Here is an 18522-nt window from a genome sequence, read left to right on the forward strand (position 1 = left end):
ACGTTTCTGTACGCCGGTCCGTGCGTACACCGGGGAAGCGCTGAGGCTCCCCGGGACGGTTCCCGCTCCGCCGCCAGGACTCGAACCTGAACTATCTGAACCAAAATCAGAGGTGCTGCCGATTACACCACGGCGGATTGCCACACCCCCGCGGCGGAACCGGCGGGCGTGCGCCCCTGATCCTCGCACGAGACGGCGTCGACGTCGAACCTGGGGTGGCGCGATCGGGAATGGATAGGCTGTCGAACGTTCGAGTACGTCCCGCCGCCGAAGGAGGACCTGTGTCGCAGGCGTCGCAGAAGCGAACCGAGCGCACTCCGCGGATCCGGATGACGGGCACGCAGCGTCGGGAACAGCTCATCGAAATCGGTCGCGCCCTGTTCGCCGAGCGCGGCTACGAGGGCACCTCCATCGAGGAGATAGCCCAGCGGGCGCAGGTCTCCAAGCCGGTCGTCTACGAGCACTTCGGCGGTAAGGAAGGTCTCTACGCGGTGGTCGTGGACCGCGAGATGACCGTGCTGATGTCGATGGTCACCGAGAGCCTCACCCGCAACCGGTCGAGGATCCGCGTCGAGCGGGCCGCGCTCGCTCTGCTCACCTACATAGAGGAGCGCACCGACGGCTTCCGCATCCTCGTGCGCGACTCGCCGATGTCCGCCGAGGAAGGCACCTATTCGAGTCTGCTCAACGAGGCGATGCGTCAGGTGGGGAAGCTGTTGACCGGCGACTTCTCCCGGCGGGGGCTCAACCCGGAGTTCGCTCCGCTCTACGCCCAGGCTCTCGTCGGCATGGTCGCCACCACTGCGACGTGGTGGCTCGACCGCCGCACTCCGTCGAAGGAGGACGTCGCGGCCCACCTCGTGAACCTGTGCTGGAACGGCCTCATCGGTCTGGAAGCGGACCCGAAGCTCGGGGAACCCCCGGTTTCCGAATAGTCCTCTCGTTTCCGGGACCGTCTGCTCTCTACTTTCAGGTAAGTGGCGTTATCGTTGGGATACCCGTGAGAAGGCAGGCTGTGGTGGGACGACAAGTACGCGCAGAGGTGACACGCGAATCGGTGCTGCAGGGCGCAGCGACGATCTTCGTGCGCGACGGGTACGCGGACGCGAACCTGGGCGACATTATCGAGGAGGCCGGCGTCACCAAGGGTGCGCTGTACTTCCACTTCGGTTCGAAGGAAGAACTGGCGCGCGGGGTGATCGACTCCGGCTATCTCCGCTTCGAGGCCGCCGCCGAGTCCAAGATGGACCGCCGTTCCCCGGCGCTCGAGACACTGATCGACCTGTCGGTCCTGCACGTCGACATGTCCGAGACCGATTCCGTGGTGCGGGCGATGTTCCGGCTGCTGGTCGAGATCGGCGACTACCAGGGCACCGAGCACCGGCCCTACGAGATCTGGCAGAACAACCTGCAGGAGCTCGCGGCCCGGGCCGCCGACGAGGGCGACCTCGTCGAGGACGTCGACGTCCACGCGGTCTCCCTGCTGCTGCTCGAACAGGCGATGGGCGCCCGGATCATGGCGAACGCTCTCAAGGCGACCGAACGGCTCGCAGAGCAGACCGGTGCGATGTGGCAGATGATCCTGCCCGCGCTGGTGCCGGCGAACAAGCTCGAATACTTCCGGCAGTTCGTGGAGCGCCGTCTGCGGCTGCAGTCGTGACCTTCGGGCCGTTCTCCGCCGAGGAGGCCCCCGCGGCGCTGGCGGGTCTGCTCGACCGGTTCGGGTCCGACACCGCCGTGACGATCGGTGTCGTGCCGTCGTTGCTCACCATCGCCCAGGCCGCCGACGTCCTCGGCTGCTCCCGCCGGCACGTCGCGCGCCTGGTCGACACGGGCGCACTCTCCGCCGACTTCCACGGCCTGCACCGGCGGGTGTCGCGCTCCGACGTCCTCGACCTCGCGAAGCAGCAGGCGGAGGTGGTCACGACGGTCCTCGACGGACTCGCCGATCTCACGCGGCGCGAAGGACTGTACGACCCGTTCTGACAGCATGACGCGGCCCGCCGCGGCAGCACGGTACGGTCCGTTCCGACGGTTCGACGAAGGGTGACGATGCCGGTTCGAGTGGTGCTCGATGCGACGGTCCTCGCCCGCCCCCGCCTGCGCGATGTGGCGCTCGCCCTTACCGAAGACGGCCTCTACCAACCCTTCTGGAGCGACGGAATCATCGCGGAAGTGGACCGCCGACTGCCGCAGGAACTGCTGCGTCCCGCCCGCGACTTCCTCTTCGCCGAACTCGACCGCGCCTTCCCCGACGCCCGGGTGGTCTGGCCCACCACCGTGCTCCGCGAGGTGCCGCACGTGACGGGACCGAGGGAGGCACACGTGACCTCGGTGGCGCTGCTGTGCCACGCCGACGCCGTCGTCACCGCCGACCCCGAGCTCACCGGGGCACTGGAACGATCGGGTATCGAAGCGTGGACACCCGACGCTTTCGTCACCTTCGCGCTCGACGCCGATCCCGTCCGCACCCGCGCGGCACTGCTGAGAATGGTGCGCCGTCGCTGGCTCGCCGACGATGACACCCGGCGCGAGGCGGACGACGACGAACTGTTCGCACGGCTGGCCGAGTGGGCCGCGCGCGACCTCGGTGCAAACAGCGCCGACCTCCTCGCGCCCCCGGCGCGGTAGCGCGTTTCACGCCCCGGCGCGGTGACGCGCGGGGAACAGCGGAATAGACTCGACAAGGTTCTCGTCCCACACTCAGGAGCGCCTTCCTTGTCTGCTGTGCCCCCGGCCGCTGTCCCACTGTCCGGATTGGCGCGGATCGCGCTGGCCGACGACAGACTGCGCAGGATCGGCGAGCTCGCCGGTTCCGCCGAACAGGAGATCGTCGCCCCACCCGCCGCGCGGCCGTTCGTCGCGGCGGCGCTGGCCGAGAAGACACCTCTGCTCGTGGTCACCGCCACCGGACGCGAGGCCGACGATCTCACCGCCGAACTCACCGAGATGTTCGGCGAGGGCGTCACGCAGTTCCCCTCGTGGGAGACCTTGCCGCACGAGCGCCTGTCGCCGAGCGCCGACACGGTCGGCCGTCGCCTGCACGTCCTGCGTCGCCTCGCGCGTCCCGACGATCGCGATCTCGGGCCCGCACTGCGGGTCGTCGTCGCCACCGTGCGGTCGCTGGTGCAGCCGATGGCTCCCGGACTCGGCGAGATCGACCCCGTCACGCTGCGGGTCGGCACCGAACACGACTTCGAGGAACTCGTCGAGCGACTCGTCGAACTGGCGTACACCCGCGTCGACATGGTCGGCAAGCGCGGTGAGTTCGCGGTGCGCGGCGGCATCCTCGACGTCTTCCCGCCCACCGCCGACCATCCGGTCCGCGTCGAGTTCTGGGGCGACGAGGTCACCGAACTTCGCTGCTTCTCCGTCGCCGACCAGCGTTCGATCTCCGAGGTCGACGTGCCGGTGCTCGTCGCGCCGCCGTGCCGCGAACTGCTGCTCACCGACGAGGTCAAGGCCCGCGCCGCGCAGCTCGCCGAGGACAACCCGGCCGATGCGGCGCTCGTCGAGATGCTCGACAAGATGGCCGGCGGCATCCCCGTCGAGGGCATGGAAGCGTTGCTGCCGGTGCTGCAGCCCGGCGAGTTGCAGTTGCTCACCGACGTTCTGCCCGCCGGGGCGCACGTGCTGATCTGCGACCCGGAGAAGGTCCGCACCCGTGCGAGCGATCTCGCCCGCACCGGGCAGGAGTTCCTCGAGGCGTCGTGGACGGCCGCCTCGATCGGTGGTGCGGCGCCGCTCGACACCTCGAACCTCAACGGGGTGGACGGCCGGAAGCTCGATCTCGGCGCGTCGGCCTACCGGTCGCTGCGTCAGGTGCGCGAGGCCGCGCAGGCCGCGGGCAGACCGTGGTGGACGCTCAGCCCGCTCGCCTCCGGTGCCGACACCGAACTCGTCCTCGACGTGCAGCCGGCCCCCGAGGTCCGCGGCTCCGAGGACCTGCTGTCGATGCTGTTCGTGAACCTGCGCGCCCACGTCACCACGGGGGGTCGCGCGGTGATCGTCGTCGCCGGTGCGGGCACCGGACAGCGCATCCTCGAGCGGCTGAAGGAGAACGAGGTCCCCGCCGCGAAGCTCGAACCGGGCACCGAACCGGTGCGCGGGCAGGTCGGCGTCATGCGCGGTTGCCTGCACGAGGGCGTCGTCCTCCCCGGCAACGACGACAACGTGGTGCCGGGGCTGGTGGTCGTCACCGAGGCCGACCTCACCGGTAACCGCGTGGTCACCGAGGGCCGCAAGACTCCCGTCAAGCGTCGCAACCAGGTCGACCCGCTCGCCCTGAACGCCGGTGACTTCGTCGTCCACGACCAGCACGGCATCGGCAAGTTCGTCGAGATGGTCGAGCGCACGGTCGGTGGTGCCCGCCGCGAGTATCTCGTCATCGAGTACGCGCCGGGCAAGCGGGGCCAGCCCGGCGACAAGCTGTTCGTGCCGATGGAGCAGCTCGACCAGCTCTCTCGGTACGTCGGCGGTGAGCTGCCGTCCGTCAGCAAGCTCGGCGGATCCGACTGGGCCAACACCAAGCGCAAGGCGCGCAAGGCGGTTCGCGAGATCGCCGGCGAGCTCGTGCGGCTGTACGCGGCGCGGCAGGCCTCGCCCGGCCATGCCTTCGCGCCCGACTCGCCGTGGCAGAAGGAGATGGAGGACGCCTTCCCCTTCACGGAGACACAGGACCAGCTCACGGTGATCTCCGAGGTCAAGGCCGATATGGAGAAGGCGGTGCCGATGGACCGCGTCGTGATCGGCGACGTCGGCTACGGCAAGACCGAGATCGCGGTGCGTGCGGCCTTCAAGGCCGTGCAGGACGGCAAGCAGGTCGCGGTGCTCGTCCCCACGACCCTGCTCGCGCAGCAGCACCTGCAGACCTTCACCGAGCGGATGGCGGCCTTCCCCGTGACGGTGAAGGGGCTGAGCCGATTCACCGACGTATCCGATTCGCGCGCGATCACCGAGGGCATGGCCGACGGCACCGTCGACATCGTCGTCGGCACCCACCGCCTGCTCCAGACCGGGATCCGCTGGAAGGACCTCGGTCTCGTGATCGTCGACGAGGAGCAGCGTTTCGGCGTCGAGCACAAGGAACACATCAAGGCGCTGCGCACGCACGTCGACGTGCTCACGATGTCGGCCACACCGATCCCGCGAACCCTCGAGATGAGCATGGCCGGGATCCGCGAGATGTCGACCATCCTCACCCCGCCCGAGGAGCGGCACCCGATCCTCACCTATGTGGGTGCGTACAACGACAAGCAGGTCGCCGCGGCGATCCGCCGGGAGCTGCTTCGCGACGGCCAGGTCTTCTACGTCCACAACCGGGTGAGCTCGATCGACAAGGCCGCCAAGCGACTCCGCGATCTCGTCCCCGAGGCGCGGGTCGCGGTCGCGCACGGGCAGATGAACGAGGAGACGCTCGAGAAGACGGTGCAGGGCTTCTGGCAGCGCGAGTTCGACGTGCTGGTGTGCACGACGATCGTCGAGACCGGCCTCGACATCTCGAACGCCAACACGCTCATCGTCGAACGTGCGGATTCGCTCGGTCTGTCGCAGCTGCACCAGTTGCGCGGCCGCGTCGGGCGTTCGCGTGAGCGCGGCTACGCGTACTTCCTGTACCCGGCGGAGAAGCCGCTGACGGAGACCGCCTACGACCGACTCGCCACGATCTCGCAGAACTCCGATCTCGGCGCGGGTATGGCCGTGGCCATGAAGGACCTCGAGATCCGCGGCGCCGGTAACGTTCTCGGTGCCGAACAGTCCGGCCACGTCGCCGGCGTGGGCTTCGACCTGTACGTGCGGCTCGTCGGCGAGGCCGTCGAGGCATACCGGGCCGCGGCCGACGGCCGCACGGTCACCACCGACGAAGCGCCCAAGGAGGTGCGGATCGACCTTCCCGTCGACGCGCACATCCCGGCCGACTACGTCGCATCCGACCGGCTGCGCCTCGAGGCGTACCGCAAGCTCGCCGCCGCGAACGACGACGCCGCGATCGCCACGGTCGTCGACGAACTCGTCGACCGTTACGGTCCGCTGCCCGATGAGGTGCAGCGGCTCGTGTCCGTCGGCCGGTTGCGGTTGCTGTGCCGCGAGTACGGCCTCGAGGAGGTCGCGGTCACCGGCACCCAGATCCGGATCTCGCCGATGGAGCTGCCCGACTCGAAGCAGATGCGGCTCAAGCGGTTGTACCCGGGAGCGCAGTACCGCGCGACGAGCGGTCTCGTGCAACTGCCGATCCCGCGGACCGGCGGGGTGGGATCGGATCGGGTGCGCGATGTGGCGCTGCTGCAGTACATCGCCGACTTCCTGCTCGCCCTCGACGGCAAGCCGCAGGGCTCGGTGGACCTGAACAGCGCGGCGACGGTGAATGCATGACCGACTACACCGCTCTCGCCGAGGCGGCGGCCGTGATGGACAGACTGTGGTCGTTCGGGGGATGGGAGGTCACCCAGACCCACGAGAGTCTGCGCCGCTATCTGATCGAGGAGACCTACGAGGTTCTCGACGCCGTCGAGTCGGGTGATCCGGACGAGCTCCGTGAGGAACTCGGCGACCTGCTGCTGCAGGTGCTGTTCCACTCCCGGATCGCCGAGGCGAACGGGCAGTTCACGGTCGACGACGTGGCGGCGACGCTCGTCGCCAAGCTGGCCGCGCGCAGCCCGCACCTGACCAACGGGCACACCGGTCCGCTCGACGTCGCGGAACAGGAGGCGGCGTGGGAGATCGCGAAGAAGGCGGAGAAGGCCCGGGCGTCGTGTCTCGACGGGATCGCGATGGCGCAGCCCGCACTCTCCTTGACGGACAAGGTGATCGAGCGTGCCACTCGGGCCGGCCTTCCCGCACATCTCGTCCCGGCCGAGTTGCGGTTGGTACGAGTCACCGGGGACGGTGATGCGGAGAGCGCGCTGCGCAGTGCCACAATGCATTTCGTGGCGGCCGTGCGGGCGGCAGAGAAAGCGGCCCATGCCGACGGCGTGCCCTACGGCGCCCTGGATACCGATGCGTGGGAACGTTACTGGGAGAAGTGAAATCCGGTGGATGCGTCGTCGAGGCGCCTCGGCTCCGCGCGGGCGCGTAGCGCTGGAGCGACGGGCCGGCCTCGGAGGAGTCCGGCGACCCCGCCCGCGTCCAGGGCTCGGCGGTATACCGACATGGCCTCGCGCGCTGCCTCGACGGTCTCGTCCACGTCGGTGTCGGTGTGCGCTGCCGAGATGACGAACGATTGACCGAGCACTCCGCGCGTGAGCATCTCCTGCAGGAACAGCGTGCGGAACTGCTGTGACGGCTGCAGATCCGGATCGCGGGTGACGAAGATCAGGCAGGAGGGCCGCCCGAGCACCTGGACGTACCGTTCGACGCCGAGATCGGACGCCGCCGCATTCACCGCATCCGCGAGCCTGCGACCGGCCGCCTCCATCCGTCCGATCGGATCCTCGGTGGCGTACGCGCGCACCACCGCGCGGAAGGCGGCCAGCCCCCCCGATTCGGGTCCGTGCGTGGTCGACAAGAGGAACACGCGGTCGCTGTCGGTGCGCAGACCACCGAGCTCCATGAATTCGCGCCGGCCTGCCAGGGCGGCGACGGGGAAACCGTTCCCCATGGCCTTGCCCCAGCACGACAGGTCCGGGCGGATGCCGTACACGCCCTGTGCTCCGTGTTCGGACCAGCGGAAGCCCGTGATCATCTCGTCGAAGATCAGCAGCGCACCGTGGTGATCGCACAATCGGCGTACACCTTCGAGAAAACCGGGAGCCGGTTCGGCGAGGGCCGTCGCGGCCTCGAGGATCACGCAGGCCGTCGGCTGTGCCGACAATGCCCGCTCGAGAGAGCCGAGGTCGTTGTACCGGAACCGATGTGTGTGTTCACAGGTCTCGTCCGGGATCCCGGACTTCATGGCCGTCGTTCCGATGAACCAGTCGTCGACCGAGAAGAAGGGCTGATCGCATGCCACGACGTGCCGACGACCGGTGACCGCACGTGCCAGTCGTACCGCGGCAGTGGTCGCATCGGACCCGTTCTTCGCGAACTTCACCATGTCTGCGGCGGGTACGAGGGCGAGGAAGTCCTCGGCGGCGGCGAGTTCGAGGGTCGTCGGCCGAGTGAAGTTGGTCCCGTTCGTCACGGCGGCGGTGACGGCATCGACGACGGGTCGATAACCGTGCCCCAGAGTGACCGAGCGTAGTCCCATGCCGTACTCGACGTAGTCGTTGCCGTCGGCATCCCATACTCGGGCACCTGCTCCTCGTTCGAGCACGGGGGTGATGAACTCGGGGTATTGGTCCGACCCTCGGGCGTAGGTATGAGCGCCGCCGGGGACGAGATCGTGAAGGCGTGCCTGAAGTTCGGCCGATCGAGCGAAGGATCGACCGTGATGTTCGGACGGGTGCGTCATGAGCGAACTCCACCGCTCGAAGAATCGTCGAGAATCCGATTGTGTCATCAGCACTGTCGAACCTCGTGGGGAACGAGTGAATTCGACGTTTCCTGTCTCCGTATCTCTCCGCTCGTCGTCCGCGGGAGACGGGCGCTCACAGAATCGGGTATTGTTCGGTACGGATCGTCCTTCCTTGTCGGACCGGACAATTCGGTCCGACAGTCAGATATTTCTCCGACCGTCCGAAGTTCGCGAGTGCCCGAAGGTGCCGACATGACGAATCGCGTCCTCTCTCCGATCGGCGGTGCTTCGTGTGAGGTTCGCGTTCTCCTCGAGAACGGGGAGTACTGGCTCAACAACAAGGGCGACCTCGCAATTCTCGACGAGACCGTACGGCGGTTCGCCGAGCGATGGCCGCACGCCCGGATCGGGGTGCTGACCTCGGCGCCCGCGTTGCTGCGAGCCTATGAACCGCGTGTCGACGCGATCTGCTACCAACGGGGTGGAAGTTGGCCGCGCCGACGCCGACGGCCGGGGCCGGCAAGCCTGCTGGGCCCCGGGATCGCGGGTGCTCCGATGAATGCTTGGGACGCTGCGGTCGCTGTGCCCGGCCGAATCACCCGGCGGGTGCGGCATGTGAGGGGAACAGCGGACGAAGACCGGACGGTGCCGGATGCAGTGGCCACCGCTTCCGTGGTGGTTGCGATCGGAGGCGGATACATGACCGACATCGACCGGTTCCAGACGGAACGGACCCTGACATTGCTCGAGCGGGCCGCAGATCTGGGAATTCCCACCGCGATGACGGGACAGGGGTTCGGTCCGCTCACCGCGCCCGACCTGCTCGAGCGGGCCGCGCAGGTTCTGCCGCGAGTGGATCTGATCGGGCTCCGCGAAGACCTGCGCGGACCGGAACTGCTGCACTCCCTGGGTGTCCCTGCGGACCGCGTCGTGGTGACGGGGGACGACGCGGTGGAACTCGGTTACTCCACGCGGCGAGCGGAACTCGGTACGGATCTCGGCGTATGTCTGCGAGTGGCCGAGTATTCCCCGGTCGGTGCCGCGATCAGCGACGCGGTGGGACGTGCGGTGCGCGAGAAGGCCGCTGCCCATGCCGCCCACCTCGTCCCGCTGATCGTGTCCGAACACGACGCAGAGGACCGAAGGTCGACGATGCCACTGCTCGCCGAGTATTCGGGGACGATCCCGCCGCTCGGCAGGTTCGCCGGCGCACGGGCACTCTCGCACCGGGTGGGGCGGTGCCGAATGATCGTCACCGGTGCCTACCACGTGGCCGTCTTCGCGCTGTCGCAAGGGATCTCGGTCGTAGGGCTCTCGACATCGCGTTACTACGACGACAAGTTCGCCGGATTGAGCTCCATGTTCGGTACCGGAATCGAGACCGTCCGGCTGGACGAGGACGGAATGCCGGACCGCCTCCGTGCGGTGATCGGAAAGGTCTGGGCCGACGCGCCGGACATGCGTAGTGAGCTGCTCACGCGCGCGGAGCGGCAGATCCGCGCGAGCCGTGCGGTCTTCGACCGCATCGGCGACCTCGTGGAGCTGCCGGTCAGCGCGCGGCGCGATCCGCAATCCGATCCTTCTCCGCCGCCCACATCTCCGCGGTGATGGCCCAGAGGTGGTGATCCTTCCGGGAGCCGCCCACATCGAGATAGCCGACCATGGTGCCCTCCCGGCGCATCCCGGTCTGCTCGGCACAGTGCGCCGCAGGAACGTTTCCCACGCACACGGGTGCGGTGATGCGGTGCAGCCCGAGGGGACCGAACCCGTAGTCGGCGAGCATCCGGGCGGCGGCCAGGGCGACACCCTTGCCGGCGAGGGTCGAATCGATCCATACCCCCGCCTCTGCCAGACCCGCCCACCGGTCGATATGTTCGAGATTGAACTGTCCGGCGAACAGGCCGTCCACCTCGATGACCAAGGGCAGGGCACGTCCTGCCCGGGCCTCGCTGCGGGCGTGCAGGTACTCGTCGACCCATGCCTGCTCGCTGTGGCGTTCCTCCCAGGGAAGCGAGGACGAGGTCCAGAACGGTTCGATGAACCGCCGGTCGCGGATCCGGAGTGCTTGCCAGCGAGACCAGTCCGACAGACGGGGTGACCGGAGGACGAGGCGATGCCCCGACACCTCGACGGGACCCAGTCGCACACACAGGCTGTAACCCTGCTTGCACCGGAGCCGGTGGCGCAGGGGGCGGGTATACAGTCTTCCCGCCGTGGTGAGCACCACGAACGGCCTGGGACGCTTCATGCGTTCACCTCTGCTGGGCGACTCCGACGGGGCGGACAATGAAACGGCGACCACCGGCGGTGGAGGGTGTGGATCCAGCGTACTCGCCGGGACGGGAAGGATTCGGTCGGAACGGCCGAATCGGCCGGACGGGAACCGGACCGAACGGGACGAACGCCGCACGACGGTCCGAACATCCGTCCGGTCGCGTCCTCCGGTGATAGCGTCCGTACAAGGGACGGGGACCGAATCGAAAGAGGCGACACATGATCCGGCCCGACAGCGACATTCCACCGCCGCCCGCTACCCACCGTCGAGTGCCGTGAGCGCGCGTCGCGTCGCCCTGGTCCACGAACGGTTCACCGAGATCGCAGGCTCGGAGCAGGTCGTCGAACAAATGGCGGTGCAGTGGCCGCAGGCGAGGGTCCACGTCCCGATCGCCCGACCGTCCGGTATCCCGTCCCGGCTGCGCACACGGATCGACACGACGTGGCTCGACGGGCTCTACCACCTATCGGGGGAACGTTCGTACGCCCCTCTTCTTCCCTTGATGGCGAGAAGCTTTCGAAGCATGAAGCTCGACCGCGCCGATATCGTCGTCATCAGCCACCATGCCTTCGCAAGCCAGGCGGTCTTCGCCACGACGGCACCGACGATCGCATATGTGCACAGTCCGGCACGGTGGGCATGGGACGCATCGTTGCGTGAGGGCGAGGGCGGTGGTCGTCCGGGAGGAGTCGCACTCGGGTTGCTCGCCGTATCCGCGCGGCGTGCCGAACTTGCTGCCGCGCCCCGGTTGTCTCGTATCGTGGCGAACTCCACCACCGTCGCCGACCGCATCCGCCGGTGGTGGAACCGCGACTCCGTGGTCGTCCACCCACCGGTCGACACCGAAGCATTCACCCCCGACAGCGGTGTGCCGCGGGAGGACTTCTTCCTGCTCGCGGGACGCCTCGTTCCGTACAAGCGGCCGGACCTGGCGATTCGGGCGGCGAACACTGCGGGGACGCGTCTCGTGGTCGTGGGTGACGGTCGCAGTACGGAGCACTGCCGGAAGATCGCAGGGGAGACGGTGGCCTTCCTCGGACGCGTTCCGCACAGGCAGCTGGTCGACATGTACCGACGCTGTCGTGCAGTGGTGATGCCCGGTCTCGAGGACTTCGGGATCGTGCCTGTCGAGGCGATGGCCTGCGGCACACCGGTGATCGCCCTGGGCGCGGGCGGAGCTCTCGACACCGTTCTACCCGGATCGACCGGGCTGCACGTGTCCGGCGGCACCGATGCGGAACTGGTCGACAACTTCGCCACCGCGATGAGGGATTTCGACGGGAGGAATTACGATCCCGGGAGGATCCGATCGCAGGCGGAGACCTTCTCCCGGCGCATGTTCCGGGAACGGATGCGAGATGTCGTCGATCAGGTGACGAGATGACACGGTCGACCGGAGGTGTCATCCGGCGGGGCGCCGATCACCGAGTGGTTCCGTTTCCACCGTGCCCTTCGTGGTGACCCGCAATCGCCAGTACCGTCCGTCGTCGTCCCGGAGGATCGGACCCGACCCGGGCCGATCCGACAGCCACGATCCGTCGGCGAGGATCGCGGACAGCGTTTCGCCGTCGCTGTTCTCGGCTCGCAACAGATCTCCGTCGTCGACCGCGCGGGTCACCACGGGCCCTACGAAGGTCCCACCCGAGAGGACGCCGCGCCCGACGACGTTCCAATCCTCGGGGAAAGTGGCGAGGTCGATGTCGGTGGACGCGCTCGAAACGAGATTGACCGCGGTGCCTTCCGGGCACCCTTCCGGGTCGATGCGCAGTTCGGTCGGAAACACCTCGGTGTCCGGATCGAAGCGCACGTTGGCGAGATAGGGCTGGCGGCAGTAGATCAGATCCAGACACACGCTCCGGGCTGCGATCTTGCAGTTGACCAAGCCCAGTTGGGAGGGCCCGCCGCGGCCGCGTTCACCGACGGACAGAGCGGTGTCCGCCCCTTCGAACCACACGTTGGTCAGCCACCAGTTGTTGGCGGCACCGTCGATGCGGATGTGCCGGTCGGTCGTCCTCGGATCGTTGTCGGACACGAATTCGACATCGGTCAGGGACAACCCGGCGTTGTGATCGTTTCCGGTGCCCAGGACCCCGATGTAATTGTTCGTCAGTTTCGAGGCCGTCAGATAGTTCTGGATACACGAGGTGACCATCCCGATTCCGAAATTGTTGATGTCGCAGTCGACGAAGGTGGTTCCGCCCGTGTTCCCTTCCAGGACCACGCCCTGCTGGGCGCGGTAGAGCGGGAAGTTCTCACTGAGATGGCTTCCTCGCAGGACCACCGAATCGAACGAACACCGGAACGAACCGGACAGTGACACGGCGACGGCTTCCGGACCCGTCAGATAGACACCGAGACGTGCGAAGCGGACACGGTGCCGATCACGAAGCGAGATCAGCGGTCCGCCCCCTTCGTAGAACACGATGGTGACGTCGCCGCCGTCCCCGGTCACCGTGGAGAAGTCCGGCAGATCGGGCCAGGCGGTGACGCGGTAGTAGCCGGCCGGGAGGTACAGGACAGCGGGCCCGTCGCCCGCGGAGGCCGCACGGGCGATTGCTTCGGTGTCGTCTGCCGTACCGTCACCCACAGCACCGAAGTCACGGACGTTGCGTCGCTGCGACACGCTCGACACCTCGGGAACCTCCCGTTCGACATCGGGGACCGGTGCCCGCGGCGAGCAGGCCAGGGGAAGTGCTGCCGCGGCGCCGAACGACGCGGCGAGCATTTTTCGCCGGTTGAACACCATATCGGCCATTCTCGTCCGCCTGGAGGGACGCTAGGGGGAATACGCGAGTCCGAGATCCGCTGCCGACCGGGAACTCCGGCGCTTTCTGGCTCGAACGGATCGGCGAGTACGTGCCGTGTCGGTCGTAACGGCCCCGAGGAGTCTTGCTCCGGACGCGCCGAAGACATCCGCAGCGGCTTGCACCCGGGGCGCTTTCGTGGTGCCGAGTCGAACCACGGCGATCGATGCGTCGCAATGCGTCGAGATATCGAGCGCGGCAGAGTCCGTGAGCACCGGAGCGGCGACCACGAGAATGTAGTCGAAGCGATCCTCCAGCGCCGAGAGAAGGCCGGCGAACCGATCCGTTGTCAGCAGGTCCGACGTGCGCTCGTCGGCGGCGCCGAGTGGGACGATCGAAACCCCCGACTCCGACCGGACGGGAAATTCGGTCAGTGGCGGGTACTCGTCCCGCAGCCATTCGGCGACTCCGGGTACCGACTGCATATCGAGAAGTCGAGTGACGCCCTCGCCGGACGTGTCGGCATCGATCAGAGCGACCCGAGCGCCCGTGTCCGCCAATGCCTTGGCGAGCCGCGTGGCGACGCGCGGGTCGGACTCCTCGGTGAAACTCGTGAACATGACCACCAGCCGATCCCGGCCCTGGCGTGCTGCGGTGATGTGTGCGCGCAGCCGCCCCACATCTCTCGTCGCGTCGATGCTGTGAGATGAGATCGTACCCAGGACCGGCACGCCCGCGGAACGGGCGAGCTGATCCGGGGTGCGGACCGTCGGATCGAGCTTGTCCCGGAAGAAGGCGAGCAGGAAGCCGAGGCCGAGTCCGGCGATGATGCCGAGTGCGAGATTGCGTTTCGCGTTCGGGCCGATGGGTTCGGTGGGCAATGTGGCCGGATCGACGACAGACACGCGGGCGGCCGGCGCCGCACCGACCACGGTCGTTTCCATCTCTGCGACGAGCTGCGCGAATTCGTCCGAAACGGCACGGGAAAGCTGACGTGCCGTTTCGGGAGTGGAGTCGGTCACCGAGATCTCGAGCAGGGTGGTGGCCGGCGGGAACGTCGCCGACACCTTGCCCTGCAGTTCGCTCGGTGAGATGGTCGAGCCGAGCCGGTCGGCGACTCGCTCGGCGACGGTGGCCCCCGTCGCGACATACGGATACGACGTGATGCGCTGTTGCGCTGCGAGGCCGCCCTGATAGGAGTCGTTGACCGATGTGCCGGTCGCCATCGATACATACATGCGGGTCGTCGACACGTAGACGGTCGGGATTGTGGACGTGTATGCCCAGGCAAGGGCCGCGCAGGCGAGGGCCGTCGCGAGAATGATGTGCCACCTGCGGCGCACGATTCCCAAGTAGTCACTCAATGCCATGGTTGCACCCCTCTTCTCATTCCCCGACGACTGCGCTGGACGTGTGTGTTGACGGAGCTGTGGCTGCCGTGGAGGTGGTGCGTTTGCGGTATTCGCGAACGGTCATGTCGACGAGCCAGACCAACACGACGAGCTGGAGGGATTTGCCGATCACCTCCATGCTGCCGAGGAACCCCCGTTCGAAAAGGATCGGGGATGCCGTAATCGCCAGTCCCAGGGCCACCACGACGATGTGTCGGGCCTGCAACGCCCGCACGCCGAGCAGGAGCAACCCGAGGGTGAACAGCACACCGACGGCGACACCCGGGTATCCGGCGATGACGAATCCCTCGTTGATGTTTCCGTCGGCGAGGGAAACCGAGATCCGGCTCATATCCATGGACGACCCCCGCACCTCGACGGCCCAGGCGGTCCCGGATCGTAGCTTCTCGGCGCCGAGGAGCTGTGCGGGAATCAAGCTCTGGAGACCGTGCTGGGCGACTTCCAGAGGAGTCATCCACGGACGCATGACCATGTAATAACTGTCCGTAGCAGCTTCGAGCAGATCGAATCGCCGCAGGATGCTCAGATACGGCTGTACCGACGGAGGATAGGCCGAATCCCGTGGCAACGCCTCTGCTCGTACGTAGTCGGGTTGTTTGATCGACTGCAGCCACCCGAACGCGCCGATACCCACAGCCGAGATCAGGACGATGCCCACGACTCGCAGACGGGACCAGCCGTGTAAGGCGAACCGGACGGCCACGGCCATGGCGGCACTCATGACGGGTGTCTTCGACTCGACTGCCACCGTCCACAACAACTCGATCGTGAGCAGCGCAGCGAGCAGGACGAATGTCGTTCTTCGGTCCGTGGGCCGGATGAAGATGATCAGCCCGACCGCGCCGACCGTGGCGAGTTGTGCGACGAAGCCGAGAACAGGATCGGCGCTCTGAACGTCTCCGGCTTGACCGGTCGATCCCGTGAGGTACATGACAGCGCGCCCGACGATGCCTATCGCGTACACGGTTGCAAGAGTGGGAACGAAGTCGGCGGTGGATTGCCGGGAGGGAGTGGTCCGGGGGCGGCGGTGAGTCCAGATCACATAGGCCACTACGGCACCGGCGTATACCCACAGGCCGAATGCCACCGGCTGCAGAACTTCCGAGATGCCGCGGTCGTAGCCGATCGCAGCGAGGCGCGGATCGGCGATGTTGTCCGCGTATCGCGGTTGCGGCTGCACTGTCAACAGCACCAGAGGGCGTGCGACGTAGGACAGGGCCCAATAGACGGCCTGCGCGATCAAGAACACCCTCGCGACGCCGGGGATGAAGGCGGCCGCTACGACGATCGCGATCAGAGCCGTGCTCACCAGGGCGAGCTGGATGTCGGGAGAGTTCACGGCGTACCCTTCCCTGTCCCGGATCCGACCGTGCCCGACGTCGACGATCCCTGCGCGTCCCTGCCCTCGAGTGCGGCGACGATCTCGCGTGCGCGGTCGACGTACCGATGGTTGCCGGTCACGATGCGGCGGTGTCCGGCCTCGGCGACGGCTCGCGCACGCTCAGGACGACGGTCACACCACCGGAGGATCTCGTGCAGCTCGTCCACCGCGGAGAACAGCAGACATTCCCGGCCCTCGGTGAGAAGGGCGGCATGCTCGTCGGTGCGTTGCCCGACGAACAATCCGCCCGCGGCCGGCACCTCGAAGGTGCGGCAGGTGTGCGTGTCCCGATTGTCGGAGTTGAGGAGAACCAGATTCGCCGTCACCGATGCGATCGCGGTGGAGAAATGTTCCCCGTACACCGGGCCACGCACCATGGCGTGGGTGTGACGCAATTCGGGCACGCGTCTCCAACCGGGGCCATGGACGAGCATCCTCTCCCCGTAACGTCCGGCCAGGGCGAGAACGGCGGAACGGCGATCGGGACGGCAGTTGCCGACGAAACCGAGTAGGTACCGCTGTGGGTCCCGACGTGCCGAAAGGCGGTGCCAGGCGGGATCATAGGCGCTCAGCACGAATTTCACGGCGGCTCCTCGGGTGGCGAGTTCCGGGACGTTGTGCCGTTTGGTGGTGACCACGAGATCCCACTCGTGTTCGTGCCGAAGATAATCCGGCGTCGTGTTGTACGGGTTCGACGCGTCGTCGGGGCTGTAGTGCACGTGCAGACGGGCAGGCGTATCGAGCAATCGGATCTGGTCGAGATGCACTGTCCGGAAACAGAACAGCACATCGGGAGACAGGGTGGTAGCAACCGATTCGATCCGGCGATGTACGGACCCGAGGTCCCACGGAGCGCGTTGCCGGCGCACCTTCGAGTAGAACCACGGTGGCGAGAATCGGGTGGGTAGGGTCACGGCAGTGGTGTCCACGACGACCACGTCGTGCCCCGCCTGACGGAATCCGTCGGCCAGCGAGCGGGCGTTGCTACCCACCCAGTCGTCGCCGACGAAGAGGATCCTCATCGTTTCTCTCCCTTGCAGGTGGGGACGCCGATCTCGTCGACGTTCTCGTCGGAGGGCCGGGTACGCCTCTCCTGCAGCACGAGATGCCTGGTCCGGAGGAGGTACCACAACGCAACGCTGAACTCGCATGCCACAGTGCCGTAGACGAGCGCCCACACGGAGTGGGTCCGGAACGCCACGTAGAGCGCAAGAGCAGCGACGCAGGTACCGACGATGGAGCCGATCAGTACACCGGAGGTGTCTTCGCGTACCGGCAGGACAGCTGTGGTGACGAGCGAACTCAGAGCCGTGGCGGGAAGTATGAGTGCCTCTACGCGCAGGAGTGGGACGGCATGAACGAATTCGCTTCCGAACACGAGCCGCACGATGAGCGGCGCGGCGACCCACAGCGCCGCGGTCGCGACGACAGCGATGCCCACGCAGACAAGCATGGCGAGGCCTGCGCGCCGCCAGAATCGTTCGTCGTCACTGCTGCGCGCCATCCGTGGCAGCAGAGCGAAGCCGATCGGATCGAGCATGGACTGCACGGCGCGCACGAGTCGGTCACCGGCCGAATACAAACCCAGGGACGCGGCGTCGAGCACGGAAGAGTAGATGGCTGCAGCTCCCTGACCGTAACTGACCACCAGGAGGCGAGACGTGAATACGGGGGCGGCCATGCGCACGGTGGGCACGACCCGGCACGGCCGGGCCGGACGCCCGTACTTGTGGAGCGAATCCCACCAGGTGAGCGCGACGGTGAGGATCGACGATGTGAGCATGCACAGCATGGCGACGGATGCGCTCGGATAACGAGGCAATACCAGCAACAACAAGGCAAGATAGGCGAGTCGGCCGACCCCCTGGTAGAGCGTGGAGGCCACGAATCGGCCCTGTCCGATGAGGATCCAGTCCTCGGAGATCGACCAGAAGCCGCCCGCGAACAGACCGAGCAGGATCATGTGGATGTGAGGATCGACTTCGACCGTCGATCCGGCGAGGAGTGCGGCGCCCAGCGTGACGAGCACCGTCACACGAATGGCGAGGTAGTCGCCGCGGATCTGATTGACATCGCTGGTGGGAACCTTCGCTGCCAGGAATTGAGTGATTCCCAGATCGACGAGCAGTGATCCGATGAAGTAGGCCGACATCCCGATCGCCAGCAGGCCCAGACCCTCGGGACCGAGGACGCGGGCGATCAAGGGCAGGGTCACAGCCGTGACGAGATACTGGCCGTACTTACCGAAGCTGACCAATCCGATGTCCCGTACGAGAGTGACAGCACGCGTCATCCGGCGTTCTTCGCTCACGAGGTGC

The 18522-nt window shown here is 67.1% G+C and carries 15 protein-coding genes and 1 tRNA gene; 8 read left to right on the forward strand and 8 right to left on the reverse strand.

All coding sequences use genetic code 11. The features are described 5' to 3' along the window. Positions 1–65 precede the first annotated feature (65 nt). Positions 66–137 (reverse strand) — tRNA-Gln (locus tag RBB84_RS01320). 192 nt (positions 138–329) lie between these two features. Between RBB84_RS01320 and RBB84_RS01325 the strand changes: the two genes are divergently transcribed. From RBB84_RS01325 to RBB84_RS01350, 6 genes are all read left to right on the forward strand, one after another. Then, complete coding sequence (locus RBB84_RS01325; protein WP_024103232.1) at positions 330–935, forward strand: TetR/AcrR family transcriptional regulator; 606 nt, start codon at positions 330–332, stop codon at positions 933–935. Positions 936–1042: 107 nt separating this feature from the next. Next, entirely contained in the window at positions 1043–1660 is a 618-nt protein-coding gene (locus RBB84_RS01330; protein ID WP_006553850.1) for a ScbR family autoregulator-binding transcription factor, read from the forward strand. Then, on the forward strand, positions 1657–1986 hold the full coding sequence (locus RBB84_RS01335) for a helix-turn-helix domain-containing protein (RefSeq protein ID WP_024103234.1): 330 nt from the start codon (positions 1657–1659) through the stop codon (positions 1984–1986). The genes RBB84_RS01330 and RBB84_RS01335 overlap by 4 nt, the downstream gene beginning before the upstream one ends. Positions 1987–2052: 66 nt before the next feature. Further along, positions 2053–2631, forward strand: coding sequence for a PIN domain-containing protein (locus RBB84_RS01340; protein WP_039584602.1), 579 nt, complete (start codon positions 2053–2055; stop codon positions 2629–2631). Between the two features lie 87 nt (positions 2632–2718). Then, positions 2719–6372: a transcription-repair coupling factor gene (gene mfd / locus RBB84_RS01345; protein ID WP_064255746.1), complete on the forward strand. Its 3654-nt coding sequence runs from the start codon at positions 2719–2721 to the stop codon at positions 6370–6372. Then, complete coding sequence (locus tag RBB84_RS01350) at positions 6369–7025, forward strand: MazG family protein (RefSeq protein ID WP_064255747.1); 657 nt, start codon at positions 6369–6371, stop codon at positions 7023–7025. The genes mfd and RBB84_RS01350 overlap by 4 nt, the downstream gene beginning before the upstream one ends. Here RBB84_RS01350 and RBB84_RS01355 read toward each other — a convergent pair. After that, a complete protein-coding gene (locus RBB84_RS01355; protein WP_064255748.1) occupies positions 7010–8389 on the reverse strand; it encodes a glutamate-1-semialdehyde 2,1-aminomutase in 1380 nt (459 codons plus the stop codon). The two genes, RBB84_RS01350 and RBB84_RS01355, sit on opposite strands and share 16 nt — an antisense overlap. A 255-nt stretch (positions 8390–8644) precedes the next feature. Between RBB84_RS01355 and RBB84_RS01360 the strand changes: the two genes are divergently transcribed. Further along, positions 8645–10000, forward strand: coding sequence for a polysaccharide pyruvyl transferase family protein (locus RBB84_RS01360; RefSeq protein WP_064255802.1), 1356 nt, complete (start codon positions 8645–8647; stop codon positions 9998–10000). On the opposite strand, the gene RBB84_RS01365 is transcribed toward RBB84_RS01360, so the two are convergent. Further along, positions 9942–10640: a GNAT family protein gene (locus RBB84_RS01365; RefSeq protein ID WP_082920976.1), complete on the reverse strand. Its 699-nt coding sequence runs from the start codon at positions 10638–10640 to the stop codon at positions 9942–9944. The genes RBB84_RS01360 and RBB84_RS01365 overlap by 59 nt on opposite strands. Before the next feature lie 301 nt (positions 10641–10941). Here RBB84_RS01365 and RBB84_RS01370 point away from each other — a divergent pair, with 301 nt between their 5' ends. Continuing rightward, complete coding sequence (locus RBB84_RS01370; protein ID WP_064255749.1) at positions 10942–12051, forward strand: glycosyltransferase; 1110 nt, start codon at positions 10942–10944, stop codon at positions 12049–12051. A gap of 18 nt (positions 12052–12069) precedes the next feature. Here RBB84_RS01370 and RBB84_RS01375 read toward each other — a convergent pair whose 3' ends face one another. From RBB84_RS01375 to RBB84_RS01395, 5 genes are read right to left on the reverse strand one after another with little or no spacing between them, the layout of a single operon-like run. Further along, the gene (locus RBB84_RS01375) at positions 12070–13422 is read right to left on the reverse strand and encodes a glycosyl hydrolase family 28-related protein (protein WP_064064639.1); all 1353 of its coding nucleotides are present in this window, start codon (positions 13420–13422) and stop codon (positions 12070–12072) included. Positions 13423–13443: 21 nt separating this feature from the next. Further along, positions 13444–14781, reverse strand: a complete 1338-nt coding sequence (locus tag RBB84_RS01380; RefSeq protein WP_064255750.1) for a polysaccharide biosynthesis tyrosine autokinase — start codon at positions 14779–14781, stop codon at positions 13444–13446. Positions 14782–14797: 16 nt separating this feature from the next. Then, positions 14798–16162: a hypothetical protein gene (locus RBB84_RS01385; RefSeq protein ID WP_064255751.1), complete on the reverse strand. Its 1365-nt coding sequence runs from the start codon at positions 16160–16162 to the stop codon at positions 14798–14800. Continuing rightward, positions 16159–17226 carry a glycosyltransferase gene (locus tag RBB84_RS01390; protein WP_064255752.1) on the reverse strand — a complete coding sequence of 356 codons (1068 nt, stop codon included), beginning with the start codon at positions 17224–17226 and terminating at the stop codon, positions 16159–16161. Before RBB84_RS01390 ends, RBB84_RS01385 begins: the two co-directional genes overlap by 4 nt. Continuing rightward, positions 17223–18497 carry an oligosaccharide flippase family protein gene (locus tag RBB84_RS01395; RefSeq protein WP_197481804.1) on the reverse strand — a complete coding sequence of 425 codons (1275 nt, stop codon included), beginning with the start codon at positions 18495–18497 and terminating at the stop codon, positions 17223–17225. Before RBB84_RS01395 ends, RBB84_RS01390 begins: the two co-directional genes overlap by 4 nt. Positions 18498–18522: the final 25 nt, after the last annotated feature.

It is taken from the genome of Rhodococcus sp. D-6 (genome assembly GCF_040256695.1).
GTDB classification, from domain to species: Bacteria; Actinomycetota; Actinomycetes; order Mycobacteriales; family Mycobacteriaceae; genus Rhodococcus; species Rhodococcus pyridinivorans.

What these genes read in the sequence shown, in the direction of transcription:
- RBB84_RS01325 (WP_024103232.1), top strand. Translation starts at nt 330, where the DNA reads ATGACGGGCACGCAGCGTCGGGAACAGCTCATCGAAATCGGTCGCGCC.
- RBB84_RS01340 (WP_039584602.1), top strand. Translation starts at nt 2,053, where the DNA reads ATGCCGGTTCGAGTGGTGCTCGATGCGACGGTCCTCGCCCGCCCCCGC.
- RBB84_RS01350 (WP_064255747.1), top strand. Translation starts at nt 6,369, where the DNA reads ATGACCGACTACACCGCTCTCGCCGAGGCGGCGGCCGTGATGGACAGA.
- RBB84_RS01355 (WP_064255748.1), bottom strand. Translation starts at nt 8,389, where the DNA reads ATGACGCACCCGTCCGAACATCACGGTCGATCCTTCGCTCGATCGGCC.
- RBB84_RS01360 (WP_064255802.1), top strand. Translation starts at nt 8,645, where the DNA reads ATGACGAATCGCGTCCTCTCTCCGATCGGCGGTGCTTCGTGTGAGGTT.
- RBB84_RS01365 (WP_082920976.1), bottom strand. Translation starts at nt 10,640, where the DNA reads ATGAAGCGTCCCAGGCCGTTCGTGGTGCTCACCACGGCGGGAAGACTG.
- RBB84_RS01375 (WP_064064639.1), bottom strand. Translation starts at nt 13,422, where the DNA reads ATGGCCGATATGGTGTTCAACCGGCGAAAAATGCTCGCCGCGTCGTTC.
- RBB84_RS01380 (WP_064255750.1), bottom strand. Translation starts at nt 14,781, where the DNA reads ATGGCATTGAGTGACTACTTGGGAATCGTGCGCCGCAGGTGGCACATC.
- RBB84_RS01390 (WP_064255752.1), bottom strand. Translation starts at nt 17,226, where the DNA reads ATGAGGATCCTCTTCGTCGGCGACGACTGGGTGGGTAGCAACGCCCGC.
- RBB84_RS01395 (WP_197481804.1), bottom strand. Translation starts at nt 18,497, where the DNA reads ATGACGCGTGCTGTCACTCTCGTACGGGACATCGGATTGGTCAGCTTC.